A 17,770-nucleotide genomic window follows, 5' to 3' on the forward strand; every position below is an offset into this window, starting at 1 on the left:
ATGCCAATTTTAAAGCTCTTTTAGCGGTTTAATGATCTTTTCAATTAATGCTTCGTCGTCTGTAATACTAATAAGTGGCAAACTGAAAACATATGCTTCATCAATATGTTTGCATTCTTCGGATTGGAAATGATTAACTTTGCCATCTAATTCATAGTTATTGTCTTCACTTGCACCAGACCAATAAAACCAGATATTCCATAAATCCCAATGATCCCTTTTATCAATATCAGAGTATACAATTTTCCCGGCAGTAATAATTGGTTGTTCCACTTCATCTCCCCAAAAAGTGATTGTAATGCATTTATTAACCAGTTTATCTTTATTGTTTTGATAAACACGGAAAATTGCTTCAACAATCCATCTATCAGCCTCCTGCAAGCTTGCGCTTACATCCTTTGTTATTCTATTACCATATAAGTTTCCCCATTCAGGAGCCAATTGGTTGTCAATCTTGAATATTAATCGCTGACATTCTTTAAATACTTGTTGAATATATTGAAAAGCTAATGTTATTTGATGGCCCTTTTGAATATCACTCACACTGATTCACCCCTATAAAAAATATTTTTTTCTATTGTAATGTCTAAGTTGTTCAATTGGTCAAAATAAGTTTTCTTCTCAGCAGAACTATTTCCATCATTATAAAAAATCGGGTACGGCAATGAAAAAGCCGAATTCAACGACTTATCCGGTAGAGATATTCCTGAAAAATCTCTCAACCCGAGCTTTTCCATATACTTCATCAAGTCGTCTACGATAATCTTTTCAAATGATGAATAAAATGGATACATTTTCTCAAGTATTTTGTACAATTGATGCCATCTCAGATGAAATACATTTTCTTTTATTTGATTATATCTGCTTTGTATTATTTTGGTAGTTGCCATTATGTCTGAGTAAGCTTCGGCTTCTGTTAAATAAACAATATATCCCTTTTTGCCTTTAAAGCTTGACACAGATGATTCAGTAAAATTCTCTATATCATTATTTATTGCTTCAAAATAGCGGACTAATTGATCATTTTCGTCTGTTCCACTTTTCCCTGATTTGAATTTAGCTTCAACAATAAGAAGCAAATCATCAAGACCATGTACATGGTCTCTAAATATAAGGATTAAGTCCGGCTCTCCATAATTCTGATTCCAAGTCCAGAATACATACTCTACTTCCCGGTAACATCTCAGCTCAATTCCTTCTGAATTTAGCTTTTCCCAAAAAGTTGTTCTTTCCTCGTTATATAAAAACGCAGACTCAATAAAAGGAATCAATATCATGTCTGGCCTTAGATATTTTAGAGTGCCAAAAACTGTTGAAGTAAGGATATCCTCCGTATACTCATAACCTAACGATTTGCCTTCAAGTACGGCTTGTATCAAATAATCACCCCCAATGGATACTCAGATATAGCCTTGTGCATAACCCGAACCCATTGGAATAGGCGGGTTCTATGCACATAAAATTTGTTTATCCCTCAATATATGATAGGATTTCCTCCCATTAATGTCGAATTTAGTAATTACCACAATCACAAATCTACAAAAACAGGAGGAATCCCTATGCATCAACAATTAATAATGAACATCATCGATCTGTTTACTCCCCAATCCAAAGTTGAATTCTATACTAAAATATTTGATACCCTTGACCTCTCCGATTTCCCCGATGAAGTCAATACAAGTGTTTCCGGACCTGACGGTTTCTCGCGGCACGCACTATTCAGAGCTTTCATGGTCATGAAGTGCGAGAAATTTTCTGAAATTACTCAGCTTCAGGAATATCTCTTCAACAACCAGATTATCGCTCATACCTGCGGCTTCGACATAACCAGGAAGTTGCCTTCCTACTGGACTTACAGACGTTTTATCAAAAACACCGCTCACAAGTGGTTTTCCGCCGTTATGCAGTCCCAGGTCAAGGCTCTTGTTTCTCTGGGGTTTATTGACGGCAGCTTTGTATCTCTTGATTCTACTTCTATTGAGGCCAATACCTCAAAGAATAATTCCAAGTCCTTTGACAAATCCCGTTTTGATAAATCCATCCTGCCGAAGTCCGATAAAGACTGCAAGCTCGGCGTAAGAACTGCCAGTAACGCCTATAATGAGAAAAACTATGAGTTCTACTGGGGCTACAAAAATCATATCCTTGTAGATGCCATCACAGGCCTACCTATCGCTGAAGTCACTACTACTGCCAATATCACCGATGGAGAAATTGCAATTCCGCTACTTAAGGACACTCATTCCTGGCTTCCTCTTAACGAAACTTTCCTCATTGCTGACAAAGGCTATGATATCAGGGATATCTACAATTTCGTACATGATGAACTTCGTGGGCATTGCTTTATTCCCTTAAATCAAAGAGGATCAAAGAAAAATCGCAAGACCCTTATCTGTGGGAATCCCATATGTGACGCCGGCTTCGCTATGCAAAAGGACGGCCGCCAATATCTCAAAGGCTATATCAAGCAAAAATTCCGATGCCCTTTTCATTCTTCTAAAGATGATTCTGCTTGCCCCTGTAATCATCCTAAATACTTCAACGGTGCGAAAAGAAGAGGCTGCATAAAGTATATTTCAACAGGTTCTGATTACAGGGCTTCCATCAATAGAGATTCTAAGTATTTTAAGTCCATCTATTCCCTAAGGACTGAATCCGAACGCTATAATTCCAGATGGAAGAATCTCAATACTGATAAAGCTTCAGTCCGTAACATGGCGTCTGTAGAAAATCTTAATACCGTTGGCCATATCTGCTTACTGGCCCTCGCTGTAGCGGCAGCTAAATCGAAAAAGATTGATTGCATGAAATCACTCAGAAATTTCAAAATATCTGCTTAATTTCAAGTCATTCATCACCTAACACTCGGGCATTGTTATGCAATTTTTACTGTCCGCCAGCCTTTTCACTGGGTTTGGATTGAGTTGTCAATGTTCATCTTACACTAATTACCATCTATTTCAAGACTTCCGCCTTAAAATCATCAATTATGCTCATCCCTATACTCAGATATGCAAAAGAAAAAGCTCAAAATAGGTTTTATTATTTAAAAAACTTAAAAATATCAAATATACTAAATGTGGTTTTACGGTAGACCTTGTTATATAGGGCTTTTTTAGGGTTTGAAATCCAACCCCATCCTCTTGGAGCTTTCACTCCTAAGCTGTGGCGTATATATCTTTTTACACTCGTTCTTGCCGCAATACTCTTTTTAATACTTGGTTTTCTCATACCGAACTTCATTATTATCACCCTCTTTTTTCACTGTCAGGAGTTTTCAAAAATTCTTAAATTTTTTTCTTAAAAACTCTTGACTTTTATTAGCTGGTCTTTTATTTCTCAATTACAAACCCACTCCAGCTATCGGCATACTGCAAAAGCAGCGTGAGCCGTTCCTCATGGGTAGCGCAGGAACGGTTATCCTCCACATATTGTCCATCGTGATAGACAATTGCCTGCACTTCTTCCTCTGTAAGGTTGATGTGCTGAAGCGCCAAATATATACTTCTAACCGGTACACTCAAATATGTAAGTTCAGAATTAAAACGATATGGATAATCCGGTTTGTATCCGTACTTTTTCTGCTTTTCTGAAGGTTCATTTATAAGATACTGTGGATTTCCCGGCATACCCACTTTACCTAAATCATGCAACAATGCTACTATGACGCAGCTCTCATCACTTATTTCCGGTGCAATTGCAGACTTGATCTTCAACATAGTTTCAGCAACATTTACCGAGTGCTCTAAAAGACCACCCTCTTTGCAGAGATGGTATTTCGTGCTTGCAGGTGCTGTTAGCCAAGCGGTTTCTTTCTCGATGAAGTTTATTACCCTATCAAATTGTTCTTTTCGCTCTATAACAATGGATTTTAAATCTTTATATCTTTCCGATACACTTTTTTTCATAACAACGGTCCTCACAATGTAATTTCGAGTGTATTACTTTTTAACAATAACCTCTGTACGCCGGTCGATTTTATATTCAAATTCTACCTTTACTTCACTGTCAGCCGGTACATTAACAGAGAATTCAATAAGCCCCGATGTTTTCTTTGAATACTCATGTGTTGCATAAACCATTTCCCATATACCCCAGGCATAATGTTCAAAATGCACTTCCGCAGCTTCTTCCTTATGGTTCTTAATAATGCACTCATATTTGTAATGTTCAAATCCGTTTATTTTCTTTCGATCAACTTCATTGAAATCAAAGGTGATGTCAAACGCATTACCGATGGTGAGCTTAATATCTTCATCCTTTGGGGTATGCCCTATACTATCCTCACCAATGAACTCAAGAGAATTGTCTGCTTCATCAGCTTTATACAGTTTGATTTTCCCCTTGGGTATGGCGTAACCCAAGCCACACTCTTTCTTATTTGTAAACTCAATAATTACATTTGCCTTTTCTTCACTCATGTTGAGCTTGTAATATTTTTTATAAGGTATACTTAGACCATTTAAAATATTGATTTGCTTGGTCTGATTATCTTTCAGTGTTGCGGGATTTACTAATGTGTACATGTGATAATCAAAGAAAGCTTTTTCCTCAGCTTGAGGTGCAGCAGAGGACTCACAAATATACATGCGTTCTTCTATGTCATAGGTATCGTCCTGAATTCTGTTGACATCTCCGGCAATAAGTTTTATTTTGGCATTTTCAAACGTTGCACCACTTTGATTTTCAATTTCTGCCCAGCCTGCAATGTTTAAGGTTTTCTCCAAAATTTCTACGACATAGTTCGCATTCCAATTGAAACCCTTGCTAAGATAGGACACCTTAACATATTCAGATGTTGACTTCCCAATCTTCCATACAAGAGCAGGCTTTACGATAAGTCCTGATGGTAAAGAAGGAAGAACAATTTCTGCCTGGGCATCAATATATATCTCCTTTGTAACATTATCCTCTAATACACATCTTCCAGCACTCTCAACCGATAAAAGACGGCAGCTCTTCTTTTCACCAGTCTTCCGGTCCTTTAGATAGACTTCCTTATCAATATACTTTTTAAGGAGCTTATCCCTATCAACCAAGTCATAATCATAATTGAACTCCAATATATTCAGGCCTTGCACCAGGAGAGAATCCGTTTCAATCTGCTGTGCTACATCAGCAAAAATCAGCTCAGTCTCAGCTCCTGTAAGGCTTACGACACGTGTTTCCTTGACAGCGCCGAATCCTCCATTGTAAATAGTCAATGAAATGTCTTTTGTATCAGTTGCAGTAGATATTTTTTTCATGATCCAACACCTTCCTTTATAACAAATTATATCAAATAATATGTACAATAAAACGGACAGTAAATTTATATTCTATTCTGTTTTAACAATATCAATAAGCTGCTAAGCCTGCACAGAAAACTTCTGTTATAGCAAAAGAGAGAGGGATGCCCTCTCTTTCTCATTGAAAAACTATCTTTTCTTTTTATCAAGATAAATCAAGAATGCAAGAAGCACAATTATTAACAGAATGATAAGTGTGCCTTGAACAGGGTGTTGTTTTAGTGCTTCCAACAACTGCATTGTTTCCTTATACTGCAAAACCTAATCCCCCCATCTATGTTAATTTATATGATTTTAAATTTCACATAATGGAAAATTTGCTCCTACAACCTTATTCCTAACTGATTTTGCTTGAAATAGTGCCTTATCTGCTTCTGCAAATAAAATATCTATAGCAATTGGTTTATCAGTTGTTGCTACTCCAATACACACAGTAGCACCAAAACATTTTTCGGATTTCTCTATTGCCTTTCTTAACCTCTCCGCATATTTTAATGCTCCTTGGCTATCTGTGTCAGGAAGGATAATGGCAAACTCTTCGCCTCCCCATCGTGCAATAGTATCAATCTCCCTGGAATTTGCTTTGAAAACTTCCGAAACCCGTGTGAGGAGCTTGTCCCCAGCCAAGTGCCCGTATTTGTCATTTACTCTTTTAAAATGGTCAATATCTATTATGACTAATGAAAGTGCAGTTTTTGAACGATTCAGTCTTTTTAACTCTGATTCTAATTTTTCATAGAGGTATCTACGGTTAAAAAGATCCGTGAGTGGGTCTTTATAGGCATAATATATTATGTTTTTTATCCATAGGCCGCAGAATACACTAATAACAGTTGAAAATACAATAACACTTATCCAAAAATAATTATAGAAGGTTGGTTGTATGCTGTAATAAACAAAGCAAACAATAAAACTTATTAACAGTCCCCCTAGACCTATATAAATAGGAATATTCCTATACAAAGCATTCCTCATATAAAATGACCACCTCACTTACCTATTCCCCCTATTCATTTACAATATTTTACTTTATTTATCTGAAACATTCCAATAACTTTTTACAGGTATTAGCATTTATTTACTTTATATTTTATATTTAAATTCCCTATGAGTAAATATTAATTATTACCAATAGTGCACATAGTATATATAAAATAAGGGTAGACTACCTACCGTTGTGTGTTCTACCCCTATTTTAATCCCTGTTTTTGTGAACTAACATGGCTCGAATAATATCGTTCAGCAAACTTATTTGCCCTTCCGATAATTTATTGGCTAATAGCTCCATTTCTAACCTTTCAGGACTTTTAGCACTATCTCTATGGCCAAACGCAAGATAATCAAGAGTTGTATTTAAAGCAATCGACAGATTTAAAAAAGTCTCGAATGAAAATCGCTTTTCTCCTCGCTCTATCTTGCCCTCGTATTGTGGAGATATATCAACTTTTTCCGCAAGTTGAAACTGTGTAAGTCCCATTTTGTTTCGTTCCTGTTTTATTCTTTCTCCAATAGCCTTATAGTCCATGTCTCAACCCCCTGTAATAAACATACAGGGAAGTTTTTGAAATAAAAACAGTCCATTGGTAAACACAACTATTTACTATATGGTCACATTCCACCCTCTTATTTGTATTGTTCTAAAATCTCCTGAATAGAGTTTTTGTATTTTTCAATAACGCTCTCCGGAGATAATATCTTCACTTTATTTCCAAACTGTGCTAACCATGCAAAAAAGGTAGAACTAATTGCAACGTTTATTCTAATTGAAAAGCTATTGTCATCAACTTTGTCTAAACTAACATCCTTTCCAAAACGATCGATGACCGCATTAACAAGGGAATTGTCGAACTTTAATTTTACCGTCTCTTCTTCTCCTCCGAACATATTGAATACTTTTTTTGAATAGTCAACAATGTTAAATTGCTCATTGTCCGGCAGCATCGCTCTGGGCTGATCTACGATTTCTATATTCGTCATCCTGTCAACTCGATAATGTGTAAAGTCATTATATTTTTCCGAGAAAGTAATCAGATAATAATTTTCATCATCCCAGGATAAAGCATAAGGACTTACAAAATAAAGTTCTCCATTCTTTCGATATCTCTTTTCTTTTTTGATATCGTAGTCAAAATACTTAAAAGATACCTGCTTGTTCTCTGCAATTGCTACATGAAGCCTGTCCACATTATAATAAATGTTTTCATTTATAGCCTTAACCCTGTTTGCCACATAAACTTGGCGATGAAGCAATGCAGCTTGATGAGAGCTTGCCAAGCTCTCGATCTTTTTTATAAGTTCATTACTCTTTTTATATGTAACAAATTTTGAACATTGAACAGCATCAACCAATAGTTTTAATTCCGGCAATTCAAAGACACGGCTTGCCACAAAATACTCCGTAGTTTTTGATTTCCGAGTAGTAATATCTATTCCATAATGCCGTAAGGCATCTATATCGTCATATATGGATTTTCGCTCAGCAGTAATGCCGTAGCGTTCAAGTTCTGCTATCATATCATTAATTGTCATTGTATTTTCTTCATCCGTTTTTTCAAGAAGCATTTTCATTATGTAAAGAATTTTCAACTTCTGGTTAGAGCTTTTTGCCATAACTGCACCCCCCTATAATTGCAACATTATTCCAAATAATTACACCTCCAATGATATCATAATATCACAAGAGGTGTCCAATAAAACGCCCACTAATAAACTTATTGTCAATTAATTCATCAATACATATCTTCATATTCCGCTTTAAGCATACCAAAATAATTATCATCTCTTATTTGTATTTGTAGTTCACTTTCATGTCTATACAATGCCACAGGTTTTTTAAGCAACTCCAGAACTTTACTACTTTCAGTAAATTTTTTCGCTTCAGAACAAAAGTAACTCCATTGTTCAGCTGATATTACAATAGTATTATTCTTAAACCAGCCATTAAATAACTTATTATTGGTTACTACAATTGATATTACATGATTAATTTCGTTCTCCTTTATTTCATGCTTGTGCATTAAATTACGAAAAATGTTAGAATTCAAATTAATGTATCTTAAAGATATATCAGCTTGGTCAATTCCCTCTTCAATTCTCATTTTAGCCTTAAAATGAGAATAAATATCAATAGAAGATATTACTGATTTTACTTGTAATAAAAACAGAACATCTAAATATTTTGCAATTATGTCTACATCCGTTTTAACATGATGATTTTCTTTTATTTTATAGTCACATTCTAATATTTTAAATTCATTATTCTCAGCAATCTGTTTTATCAAATTATTATATTCTTGGCCGAATTGTTGTACGATTTCTCCTGAATTACTATTCTTTTTCTTTGAATAACGTTGTGTAGCGTAGTTAAATATTGGATTATAGAAGCCAGTCAAACTAAGTTTTATTGGATGTAAATATATACAATTACCGTCTCCAGTATTTAATAAAGAAAGTGAAATTAGTTTGCTATATATTGTAGGTTGCTTATTATTTATAGTAACTATTCCATTAAAAATTTGTTGGAATTCTTCTTCCGAAATAAATCCTATGTCAGAAAAGTACCTTTTTATTATGTTACAATCAATAATAGTATAGTATTTATCAAAGATGCAATTACTTAATTTTGCCCTTTCTCTTTCTATAAAACAAAACATCGTTATTAACGATAAAACATACAAAGATTTTTGAAAACTTACAGATTGTGCTGTTAATAGTAATTCATCGACATCAAATGATAACTGTAGAGATATCAATTCAACTATGTTATCTATTTGTTTTTTTGTTAAACCCCTCTCTTTTCCTAATGGATAAACAGAATCTTTTATCATCTCAATTATTGGACTAAATAGAGAAGGTATATGGGGTTGTGAAATTACTCCTTGCCTTAATCCGGCGTATTTTACTTTCAGAAATTGCTTATCGGCATATTGCAATCTAATATTTAGACAATCATTATCTTCGTCAAAGGATAAACTTTGTATTTCATACTCTCCAAAAGACACCTTATCAAATAGATTATATAAAGAATGATATGTCGCGGCAAAGTTATATAGTTTATTCATTGTTCTTTCATCATAATTCTTTTCATTCCAGTAAATAGCTTTTTCCTTGATATGATCATCATATAAATCATTGCAAAGGTGAATATATGCTATTTCAAACATATAATCTATAAAAAATTCAAAATCAATTAACCTTCCTCTTGATTCCATAAAATTTGATAAACTCTCATTATTAACTGCAAAGTTTGATTCAGCCTTATCTCTCCAAAGTGATAACGATACTACAAAACAACTAAGAGAGCTATTAAAAGAAGACCTCATTATATCCGTAAAAATATTATTTATAGCTTTTGAAATTTCAAATACTTTTATAACAAATTCTATAAACATCATTTGGTGAACAGAATCTTTTTTAGAAAATTTATTTATAGCCATTAAATATGTTCCTGTAAACCTTGTAAAGTAATAACTAAGGTTTTGATTTTGAAGAATTTTAATGAATATTTTATTTGAATTTATTAGTTTAACATCTTTCATTGAGCTTACTTGACTAAATAAATTTTCAAGGTCATCTATATTCTCATTAGAAATTGCAGATTTAATCTTCTTAACAAGACTCTCCTTACCCAATTTACCTTGCCTCCCTATACAGCAAGCTCATTCAGCTTGCAACAAACCGCAATAATCACGTTCCTAATGCCTCTGCTTTAGAAAATTCAAAACACAAAACCCTTGGTGGTTGTTGATAGGCCCTTAACTGGAGAACTGCATTTTGTCCCAATCGTGCAAATTTTCCACTTTTTTGCACACAGACCCATTTTCCTTACATTACAAGATAAACCACTTACACCAATGAAAGTGCTATATTGAGAAGTAGATTATTTTCAACTTCTGGTTAGAGCTTTTTGCCATAGCTGCCCCCTATAATTACAACATTATTCCAAATAATTACACCTCTAATGATACCATAATATCACAAGAGGTGTCCAATAAAACGGATTGTGTTTTCAACCCCTGATCTATTCCACAAACCATTTTAGTATTTTACTTCTGCTTGCATGCCGTAGTTTCCCAAAAGCCTTTTTTTCAATTTGTCTAATGCGCTCTCGTGTCAATCCAAACTCATTTCCGACTTCCTCCAATGTCCATTCTTTTCCGTCAATAAATCCAAACCGCAGTAAAATAACTTTTTCTTCACGAGGTTTTAACGTTTGCAATATTTTCGCAACGGTACTTTTCAATTCTTTTTTATTTAAATTGATAAATATTTGTTCCTCGGCAGCACAACCATCATAGAAAAAAGATTCATCTTTTTCTATCAGTTCCTCAATACTCTCAAAGGTATTAAGATAATTAATATATTCTTCCGCTTCATCTTCACTGCAACCCAGTTTTTCTGATACTGCCTTTAACACCTCTGAACAAATCTTATTACAGTCACATTGATTGCAGTGATAACACTGTTCAAGTATGTCATATATACTGAACAATTTGTCCTTTACATGAACAGGTATGTACATCAGCGGATTTAATGCCGGAGCTGCTCGAATTATATTTTGCCTTATCCACCAGGGAGCATAAGTTGAAAATTTATCTTGCCTGCCAACCTCATACTTATCTAAAGCAATGACTAAACCTACACATCCATCTTGTATTGTCTCAGCCAAAGGGATTTTATACTTTTGATGATGCCACAAAGCGATTTTGACAACAGTTCGTAAATACATTTCAATAATGCGCTGCTTTGCATAAAGATTATCACTCTTAGCTTGTGGCATCAAATTCTGCCATTCCCGATGTTGTGGAGGTTTTATTTGACGTATCTCATCAATAAAAGGAGCTAAACTCTTATCAATCTCCACAACCTCTTGAAATAGCTTATCGTAATCGGTTTGGCTACGATCATAATCATCTTCGTCATCATCCGAATTTTCAATAGAAGCATCACGTATTATCACACCCATAGAAAGAAGATGATCACATACATAATCCACTTCATCCAAAGGTAAATCATGCTCTATAATTGCATCAAAAACACTTTCCTCAGTAACGTATCCTTTGATTTTATAGGCTCTATGTAGTTTTTCAATTATCTCCTGATGCACAGATATACTTGCCATAGCTTTAACTTCTTGCTAAACGGCATAAATCCAAGATACTATCAGTGCTAATAGCTTGGTTATAACGCTCATCAAATTCTTCCAAAAAATCATAGAGATTTTTTAGGTAATCATCACTGTTACTGGCAGTTTCAATGAGTTTTTCATATAATACATCAACACCGCCACGTACATACTGTTCATATAATTGCTCATCGCACTGCGCCTTTTCACTACCATAATATCGAAACGCCTTATTCATACGTTCGTCAAAATTCGGCTCATTTTCCTTATCTAAAAGCATTATCAGCCTATAATTAAACTTGAGATTTGGCTGTTCACGTATTAGAATATCCGGAAATATTTTGGTGGTTTCTGTACCTTTGTCTAAATCAGCTTTGCGACCATATAAAAATCCTATAATGGGCGCAACCATGTAAACATCAAGGTTCCTTGCAAATAATTGATTATCTCTATCAAATTTAGCTGTAAGTTTAATTACTCTTTCGGCGTGTATACCTCTGAAAGAATATTCTTTATCAAACATTTCTATCACCTCGTCACTAAATATGTTTCAAACTCATTCTTTTTGTCAAATAAGTACCGCATACCAACTTTTTCACCCATGTTTGTTTCAGCAATTTCACCGTCTGTATCTTTAATAAAGATAATAACCTGTTCAGCGACTTTGGGTAGTGCATCACAAACAGTCTTGATCCTTGTCTTATCAAATGCAGACAAAGGGGCATCCATAACCAGAGGGTACGGTTCAGAAACCAACATCTCATTTTCGGGATTTCTGCTTTGACGGGCCATTTTTATGACTCCTGAAATGAAAGCAAAAATAACTGAGATACTTTGTGCCGTCGATGTTTCAATATCTTCATTAAAACCCTCAAAATCGTTGACAACAATTTGAATATTGTATTTTTCATCAATTGAAAGCGAAAATCCACCGTTATAAATGCTTCTAAAGATTTCATTTACAGTTTTCTCAAGCTCTGCTCTTGTCTCAGCTTCTTTTTCCTTATAAAGCGTGTCTAATACATCATACATATATTGGGCGTAAGCTTTGTAAACTTCTATTTTTCTATTATTTTCATCTTTCAGAGTCAACTCATTTCTTTCTGTAATGCGCCGATCTCTTGATGTTTCGAAACTGCCTTTTTGACGATTTAAATTATCCCTTTCTTCACGAAGTTGCCTTAATGCTTTTTCATATTTCATTAAGTCTTTTTGAAGTTCTCCCACTTTTTCCATTCCTTGTAGTTTCTCTTCAATGAGCTTGATTTCATTTTCAACTTCTGCATAGGTGTTCTCAAAGTCTCTGATCATAGAATATTTATCAGAAACATCATCAAACATACTATCTGAACTTTTGCATTTTAACTCACATTCTCTTACAAACTGACCTATCAAAGCACCAATTGATTGTGGCGGTATAAACTCCAACACCTTGTTTAATTCCTTATAGGCGTCATTACCCACCTCAATTTTACTTCCACAAAGACATATTCCACGTTTAATTAAAAATTCAATAGTTCTTGCATGAATATCAGGGATACCCTTGTCCAATTTATCTGCTTCCGATAGCTGCTGCAGAGCATCTTTCATTAGCTTCTTAGCAAAATAAGCAGACGCATCTTTATTAAAAGATTTTAGGAGTGAAGCAGTATTTGAGACCTTAGACTGCACTAACCCTTGTAATTTTTGACGTAGGCGCTCTTTTTCTTTGGCTAAGCGCTCACTATCTGCATTGGCCTTAATTTTTTCACTCAAATCGTTACATTTCTCTTGGGCAATGCTTTCTTCATTTTCGATTTCTTCTAACCGTTTTTCAATACCTGCAATTTTCTCGTCGCATTCTTCAATTTCTTTTGTGTATTGGGCAATCTTACTATCGCTTTTAGAGTCATAGCTCTCATCATAACTACGAATAACAGATACTTTAGGAGCACGCCCTTTCAAATGATCTAACGCGGCAGTAAACGCACTTAGCCCTAATAACCCCCTAACTGCTTGGGCAAATTCTTGACTCTTACCTTTTCGAATTTCCTTACTCATATTCCCGATACGTTCACCATCGAAAAAGAAATATTTAGAAAGCTCTTTAGGCAAGATTTCTTTCATTCGTATATCGGTTTCTAAATCTCTTACAAATTCACGCTGACCATCACTATTTTTATAGGCTATCTTAAATATAGTATTATTAGGTCGCTTTAAATTTCCGGTTCCGTCTTTTGTATAACGTTGTTCACGAATAAGAGTGTATTCTATACCACTATGCATTAAACTCAATTCTACTCTAACGGTTTCTTCTGTATTCGGAAGCATTGCTTGTGCAGTAGCTTTACAAAGCATCGATTTATCGTCAAAATCAGTATCACCATATAAGCACCAGGTAAAAGCCTGTGCAAGAGTAGTTTTACCCGATCCATTTTCACCCATAATCACTGTAACGTTTTTTACAGGGTCAGTAGCAAAAGATATAGTCTGTTCGCCTTTAAACTGTCGGAAGTCTTTCAGCTTTAATGTTCTTAATAGCATTGCACTTCCTCCTCAATCATCTTCTTAATCATCTTTACCATTTCGCCATCATTATACTGCTTTGTTTTGATGTTCTTCTTTTCTCTCATAATCAATTTTGTCAGCATTTTTTGTGCCTTTTCGGTATCAATTTCAATACCATTGATAATTGTTGGATTACTATTGTCCATAATCAAAATCCTCCTCGAAAGTAATCAGGTTATCGTTAATAGAGTAAGCCTCTTTGATTTCATCTAAAACTGACTCAGCCTCAACCATATTCATAGCAATTCGAGCAAATTCCTCAGCTCTGCACAACTCGTTCTTTACTAAAGACAATTCCTTTTTCATTTGCTCCACTGTGAGTGAAGGTACATCATCAAGAGGACGAGGAAGGGCGATAAAGTCATAAATTTCCGCATATTCCTTACCCTCAGCTAATCTCAGCACACGGCCTCGCCTTTGAATGTATTCTTTTGGGTTAGTAGTACTTGCTAATATAAATGCGACTTTTATTTTGGGAATATTTACACCCTCGTCAAGACATTTAATCGCAATTAAGGCTTGAAGAGTATCACCATCTGCAAACTCTCTTTTTAATATCTCTCGCTCTTCAACATCTTCTTTAGATGTAAACTGAGATACTTTCATATTGAGTTTATTTCCAAGCAAATCAGTGACTACATCAATTTGTCTTAAATCTTCATCATCTACCGTAGTAAAGTCTTGGTTTTCACGGAGTAGTTTTGTTGCACCACAGTAAACCAAAATATGTCTGTCATGAAGATATGGCCTAATATATTCCTCTAATTTTGTAATTTTATCCTCAGCACCAGCAACTAACCTTGCCCTTGCCAACGCAAGAATTTTACCCTTTTCGCTCAACTTTACTTTCCCATTTTTCCCTTTTATTAAGCATTTCCCTATCTCATAGGTAAGCTCTGAATATCGTCGAAGTTCATCATCATTTAGAGTAACGATGATGGGATAATATTTATATCTGGTTAGTTTCTTTTCTTCTATTGCTCTATCCAGAGAGTATTCGATGCACTTTTCTCCGAAATACGAAAATAATTTTGCAGTTCCTTCTTCATCGTTATGTCTTTCAAGCGTTGCAGATAATGCAAGTCTATATGTAAACTTTTCGCTCAATAACTTACTTAAATACTCTGCCCCAAAATTATGAGCCTCATCTACCACTAATAAAGCATTGCCTCTTATCTTATTAATTTGAGTCTGTACAAAATCCGATGAAAATGTTGCATTTGTACAGATGAAGCAGAAAAATTCTTTGTTTCTTACCTTCAGTTTTTGATCTCTTATAGCATCCTCCAATCGGCGTTTCCAATCCTTTTGTGAGGACGCACTATAACCAATAATCGGGTTCATGTTAAATTTTACAATATCTTCAACCCATTGCTCAACCAAATGCTGATATGGACAAACGATAATCACGGCAAGTTTGTCTGATACCCTTTCAGATAATCTTGCTATCGCACCAAGACCAGTAAAGGTCTTACCTGTTCCAGTAGCCATATCAAAGATGCCTCTATAATCACGCTTTTCCCATTCATCAATAGCCTTAATTTGGTAGTCATGTAACTGGACATTCCGTGGAATATCAGGTCCTAAACGATATTTTGTTGCTTCCTCTAATACATATATTCTTTCTCCAAACTCATGCTTATCTATATCATAATTAGGAGTTGCTTTTTTATATCTATCAATAATTTCTTGTTTTAGATTTGGAAAATCAATAATCCGAATGTTAGGTTCACAGTCATTCCAAATAGAAGCAAACGCATTTTCCTTTGCGGCTACTCGATCTTGTTCACCTTTCCATGAGCAAAAGACATCTATAGTTTCATAATTTAATGTCATAGCCGCTGCTGACTCATTCATTGAACCAGAAAAAGCAACTTTGTTACCAAAATCGTCACTGATAATACCCATCTTTTCATGGTACATTCCCATTTTATTTTCATCTTCGGTAAAGGCTATTTTGATGTCTAATATCCCATCCGATATAAGATTTGCTAAAAGATTAAGCCTATCCTTCTCATAGACATCTTTCGCTTCTTTCAGTTCACGTACTAAAGCTTTTTTGATTATGTTATCTCTTAATTCATATCCTTTACGTATTGCTTCCACATCTTCTGCTGATAAATATGGGGAAGCTACTAACAGGATTTTTCCGCCATTTTTCACAAGTGCTGATATGCCTTTAGATATTTCAACAAGCGCTGAGGACGAGAAAAATCCAACAGCTCTTTTATATGATACGGCTTGTTGTAACAAAGGAATATAAAAATCCTTAGCCACATTATCAAGCAGTGAGCGATATTCACTTTTAATTTCTATATCCTGTAAGCTCATTGTTTCACCTCTGTTTCAACATCCCTCTGATATTGTGAAAGAGCTGGAAAAACTCTCCCATTGACAAACTGATAATATTTTCTTAAAGCGTTTGAGATGTTTCCGTTAGTATCTTTCATCTCCTGCTTGATTCGCACCAATATATTATACATTTTATCGTTATCGCTTACGATAGCATCAAGTGAGATATTAAAATGACGTTCTACCATTCTGGCCTTGCTAATCCGTGAGCGTACTGCCTTTGTTTTGCTGACAATGTTAGAATCGGCATTTAAAAAATTTTCGAATTCAGTTTCTCTCATATACTCACCTCTAAGCATTATCCTCTATATACTCTAACACTTCTTGTAGCTTTTCAAAGTCGCTATCATCATTAAAATAGCTAACACTAAACCGTACAGTACCAGAAGGGAAAGTGCCTAAAAATTGATGTGCAGATGGGGCGCAATGTAGTCCGGTTCTAACCGCAATATCGTGCTCAGTTAAAATTTGCCCGATACTGTCACTACTGTAACCGTCAAATACACAGGATACTACACCTATTGTTGTGTCTTCATTAGTTGGACTGACGATTCTAATATTGTCGAAATTCCTTAATACTTCTAACAACCTTTTATGATTTTTCTTTTCCTTTTCGAAAATGGATTTAATACCAACTTTATCAATCCATTTTAATGCTGCATTTAATCCTGAAATTGCCATGATGTTTGGACTTGCCACCTCATACCTTTCAGGTATTGTTTCAGGCAGGCTCTGATTTGCAGAATCTACTCCTGTCCCGCCATAAAGTAATGGTGCTGGCTTCACTTTACCTGAGCAAGTAAAGCCAGCTATGCCCAATGGACCGTACAATGTTTTATGACCGGCAAACACGGCAAAGTCAAAAGCATCACTGCTTAAATCAGTGTCTATCAGTCCGGCAGTTTGAGACATATCAATAATATTGATAGCATCATAAGCCTTTGATAAAACACAAATATCATCAATAGGAGCCACAACACCGCACACATTGCTTGCATGGCTTACTACAACTATATTGGGCTTATTCTTTGCAAACTGGTACTTGATTTTCTCTAAATCATATGTAAAAGTTGTCTTATCCACCATTAACGTATGGATGTTTAGCTTATAAATGCTTTGCAAATAGTTTATTACCCTTGTTACGGCGTTGTGTTCAAAAGGCGATAAATAAATATTATAATTATCACCAATAGGTAAACCCTGTAAAATAATATTTAGAGCCTCTGTCGCTGTATGGGTAAAGACCACCTTTTTGTTGGGACAATGAAACAAATCTTGCAAGAGTATCCTTGTCTCTGCTATCAGGTTACTTGCGGTAAAAGCCAGTTTGTGTTGACCTCTACCCACATTAACTCCATACTCACGGTAAAATTTATCCATGAATATGTACACTTCTTCAGGCTTTGGAAATGTTGTGGCTGCATTATCAAAGTAAACGGTTTTATTCAATGTCAACCCC

The 17,770-nt window shown here is 35.0% G+C and carries 18 protein-coding genes; 1 reads left to right on the forward strand and 17 read right to left on the reverse strand.

Annotation, left to right across the window (positions count from 1 at the left end; all coding sequences use genetic code 11):
* Positions 1-9: 9 nt before the first annotated feature.
* Both Bccel_RS14380 and Bccel_RS14385 read right to left on the reverse strand, forming a co-directional pair.
* Complete coding sequence (locus tag Bccel_RS14380; protein WP_028308452.1) at positions 10-543, reverse strand: hypothetical protein; 534 nt, start codon at positions 541-543, stop codon at positions 10-12.
* A complete protein-coding gene (locus Bccel_RS14385) occupies positions 540-1,379 on the reverse strand; it encodes a hypothetical protein (protein WP_028308451.1) in 840 nt (279 codons plus the stop codon). Before Bccel_RS14385 ends, Bccel_RS14380 begins: the two co-directional genes overlap by 4 nt.
* A gap of 198 nt (positions 1,380-1,577) precedes the next feature.
* Here Bccel_RS14385 and Bccel_RS14390 point away from each other — a divergent pair, with 198 nt between their 5' ends.
* Positions 1,578-2,840: a transposase gene (locus Bccel_RS14390; RefSeq protein ID WP_242857015.1), complete on the forward strand. Its 1,263-nt coding sequence runs from the start codon at positions 1,578-1,580 to the stop codon at positions 2,838-2,840.
* 202 nt (positions 2,841-3,042) lie between these two features.
* On the opposite strand, the gene Bccel_RS14395 is transcribed toward Bccel_RS14390, so the two are convergent.
* The 15 genes from Bccel_RS14395 to Bccel_RS14460 form a co-directional block, all read right to left on the reverse strand.
* The gene (locus Bccel_RS14395; protein WP_028308450.1) at positions 3,043-3,243 is read right to left on the reverse strand and encodes a hypothetical protein; all 201 of its coding nucleotides are present in this window, start codon (positions 3,241-3,243) and stop codon (positions 3,043-3,045) included.
* An 89-nt stretch (positions 3,244-3,332) separates the two neighbouring features.
* Positions 3,333-3,908, reverse strand: coding sequence for an HD domain-containing protein (locus tag Bccel_RS14400; protein WP_028308449.1), 576 nt, complete (start codon positions 3,906-3,908; stop codon positions 3,333-3,335).
* Positions 3,909-3,941: 33 nt separating this feature from the next.
* Complete coding sequence (locus tag Bccel_RS14405) at positions 3,942-5,246, reverse strand: DUF4139 domain-containing protein (protein WP_028308448.1); 1,305 nt, start codon at positions 5,244-5,246, stop codon at positions 3,942-3,944.
* 171 nt (positions 5,247-5,417) lie between these two features.
* Positions 5,418-5,546 (reverse strand): hypothetical protein, encoded by a 129-nt coding sequence (locus tag Bccel_RS32110; protein ID WP_276326169.1) that lies wholly within the window; start codon positions 5,544-5,546, stop codon positions 5,418-5,420.
* A gap of 36 nt (positions 5,547-5,582) precedes the next feature.
* Positions 5,583-6,263, reverse strand: coding sequence for a GGDEF domain-containing protein (locus tag Bccel_RS14410; protein WP_050753484.1), 681 nt, complete (start codon positions 6,261-6,263; stop codon positions 5,583-5,585).
* A gap of 220 nt (positions 6,264-6,483) precedes the next feature.
* Positions 6,484-6,813 (reverse strand): helix-turn-helix domain-containing protein, encoded by a 330-nt coding sequence (locus Bccel_RS14415; RefSeq protein WP_028308447.1) that lies wholly within the window; start codon positions 6,811-6,813, stop codon positions 6,484-6,486.
* 98 nt (positions 6,814-6,911) lie between these two features.
* Complete coding sequence (locus tag Bccel_RS14420; RefSeq protein WP_028308446.1) at positions 6,912-7,898, reverse strand: helix-turn-helix transcriptional regulator; 987 nt, start codon at positions 7,896-7,898, stop codon at positions 6,912-6,914.
* A 119-nt stretch (positions 7,899-8,017) separates the two neighbouring features.
* Complete coding sequence (locus Bccel_RS14425) at positions 8,018-9,919, reverse strand: hypothetical protein (RefSeq protein ID WP_036944778.1); 1,902 nt, start codon at positions 9,917-9,919, stop codon at positions 8,018-8,020.
* 389 nt (positions 9,920-10,308) lie between these two features.
* Positions 10,309-11,409: a sigma-70 family RNA polymerase sigma factor gene (locus Bccel_RS14430; RefSeq protein ID WP_028308443.1), complete on the reverse strand. Its 1,101-nt coding sequence runs from the start codon at positions 11,407-11,409 to the stop codon at positions 10,309-10,311.
* A 4-nt stretch (positions 11,410-11,413) separates the two neighbouring features.
* Positions 11,414-11,935 (reverse strand): hypothetical protein, encoded by a 522-nt coding sequence (locus Bccel_RS14435; protein ID WP_028308442.1) that lies wholly within the window; start codon positions 11,933-11,935, stop codon positions 11,414-11,416.
* Positions 11,936-11,940: 5 nt separating this feature from the next.
* Positions 11,941-13,935: an AAA family ATPase gene (locus Bccel_RS14440; RefSeq protein WP_036944777.1), complete on the reverse strand. Its 1,995-nt coding sequence runs from the start codon at positions 13,933-13,935 to the stop codon at positions 11,941-11,943.
* On the reverse strand, positions 13,926-14,105 hold the full coding sequence (locus Bccel_RS14445) for a hypothetical protein (RefSeq protein WP_028308440.1): 180 nt from the start codon (positions 14,103-14,105) through the stop codon (positions 13,926-13,928). The genes Bccel_RS14440 and Bccel_RS14445 overlap by 10 nt, the downstream gene beginning before the upstream one ends.
* The gene (locus Bccel_RS14450; protein WP_028308439.1) at positions 14,095-16,290 is read right to left on the reverse strand and encodes a DEAD/DEAH box helicase family protein; all 2,196 of its coding nucleotides are present in this window, start codon (positions 16,288-16,290) and stop codon (positions 14,095-14,097) included. Before Bccel_RS14450 ends, Bccel_RS14445 begins: the two co-directional genes overlap by 11 nt.
* Positions 16,287-16,592 (reverse strand): hypothetical protein, encoded by a 306-nt coding sequence (locus Bccel_RS14455; protein WP_036944776.1) that lies wholly within the window; start codon positions 16,590-16,592, stop codon positions 16,287-16,289. Before Bccel_RS14455 ends, Bccel_RS14450 begins: the two co-directional genes overlap by 4 nt.
* 10 nt (positions 16,593-16,602) lie before the next feature.
* A complete protein-coding gene (locus Bccel_RS14460; protein ID WP_036944774.1) occupies positions 16,603-17,760 on the reverse strand; it encodes an aminotransferase class V-fold PLP-dependent enzyme in 1,158 nt (385 codons plus the stop codon).
* Positions 17,761-17,770: the final 10 nt, after the last annotated feature.

The organism is Pseudobacteroides cellulosolvens ATCC 35603 = DSM 2933, assembly GCF_001262605.1.
GTDB classification, from domain to species: domain Bacteria; phylum Bacillota; class Clostridia; order Acetivibrionales; family DSM-2933; genus Pseudobacteroides; species Pseudobacteroides cellulosolvens.

Excerpts from the sequence above, each read along its gene's own strand:
- Bccel_RS14430 (WP_028308443.1), bottom strand. The coding sequence starts at position 11,409 with ATGGCAAGTATATCTGTGCATCAGGAGATAATTGAAAAACTACATAGA.
- Bccel_RS14420 (WP_028308446.1), bottom strand. The coding sequence starts at position 7,898 with ATGGCAAAAAGCTCTAACCAGAAGTTGAAAATTCTTTACATAATGAAA.
- Bccel_RS14400 (WP_028308449.1), bottom strand. The coding sequence starts at position 3,908 with ATGAAAAAAAGTGTATCGGAAAGATATAAAGATTTAAAATCCATTGTT.
- Bccel_RS14395 (WP_028308450.1), bottom strand. The coding sequence starts at position 3,243 with ATGAAGTTCGGTATGAGAAAACCAAGTATTAAAAAGAGTATTGCGGCA.
- Bccel_RS14390 (WP_242857015.1), top strand. The coding sequence starts at position 1,578 with ATGAACATCATCGATCTGTTTACTCCCCAATCCAAAGTTGAATTCTAT.
- Bccel_RS14405 (WP_028308448.1), bottom strand. The coding sequence starts at position 5,246 with ATGAAAAAAATATCTACTGCAACTGATACAAAAGACATTTCATTGACT.
- Bccel_RS14410 (WP_050753484.1), bottom strand. The coding sequence starts at position 6,263 with ATGAGGAATGCTTTGTATAGGAATATTCCTATTTATATAGGTCTAGGG.
- Bccel_RS14455 (WP_036944776.1), bottom strand. The coding sequence starts at position 16,592 with ATGAGAGAAACTGAATTCGAAAATTTTTTAAATGCCGATTCTAACATT.
- Bccel_RS14415 (WP_028308447.1), bottom strand. The coding sequence starts at position 6,813 with ATGGACTATAAGGCTATTGGAGAAAGAATAAAACAGGAACGAAACAAA.
- Bccel_RS14445 (WP_028308440.1), bottom strand. The coding sequence starts at position 14,105 with ATGGACAATAGTAATCCAACAATTATCAATGGTATTGAAATTGATACC.
- Bccel_RS14440 (WP_036944777.1), bottom strand. The coding sequence starts at position 13,935 with ATGCTATTAAGAACATTAAAGCTGAAAGACTTCCGACAGTTTAAAGGC.
- Bccel_RS14450 (WP_028308439.1), bottom strand. The coding sequence starts at position 16,290 with ATGAGCTTACAGGATATAGAAATTAAAAGTGAATATCGCTCACTGCTT.
- Bccel_RS14435 (WP_028308442.1), bottom strand. The coding sequence starts at position 11,935 with ATGTTTGATAAAGAATATTCTTTCAGAGGTATACACGCCGAAAGAGTA.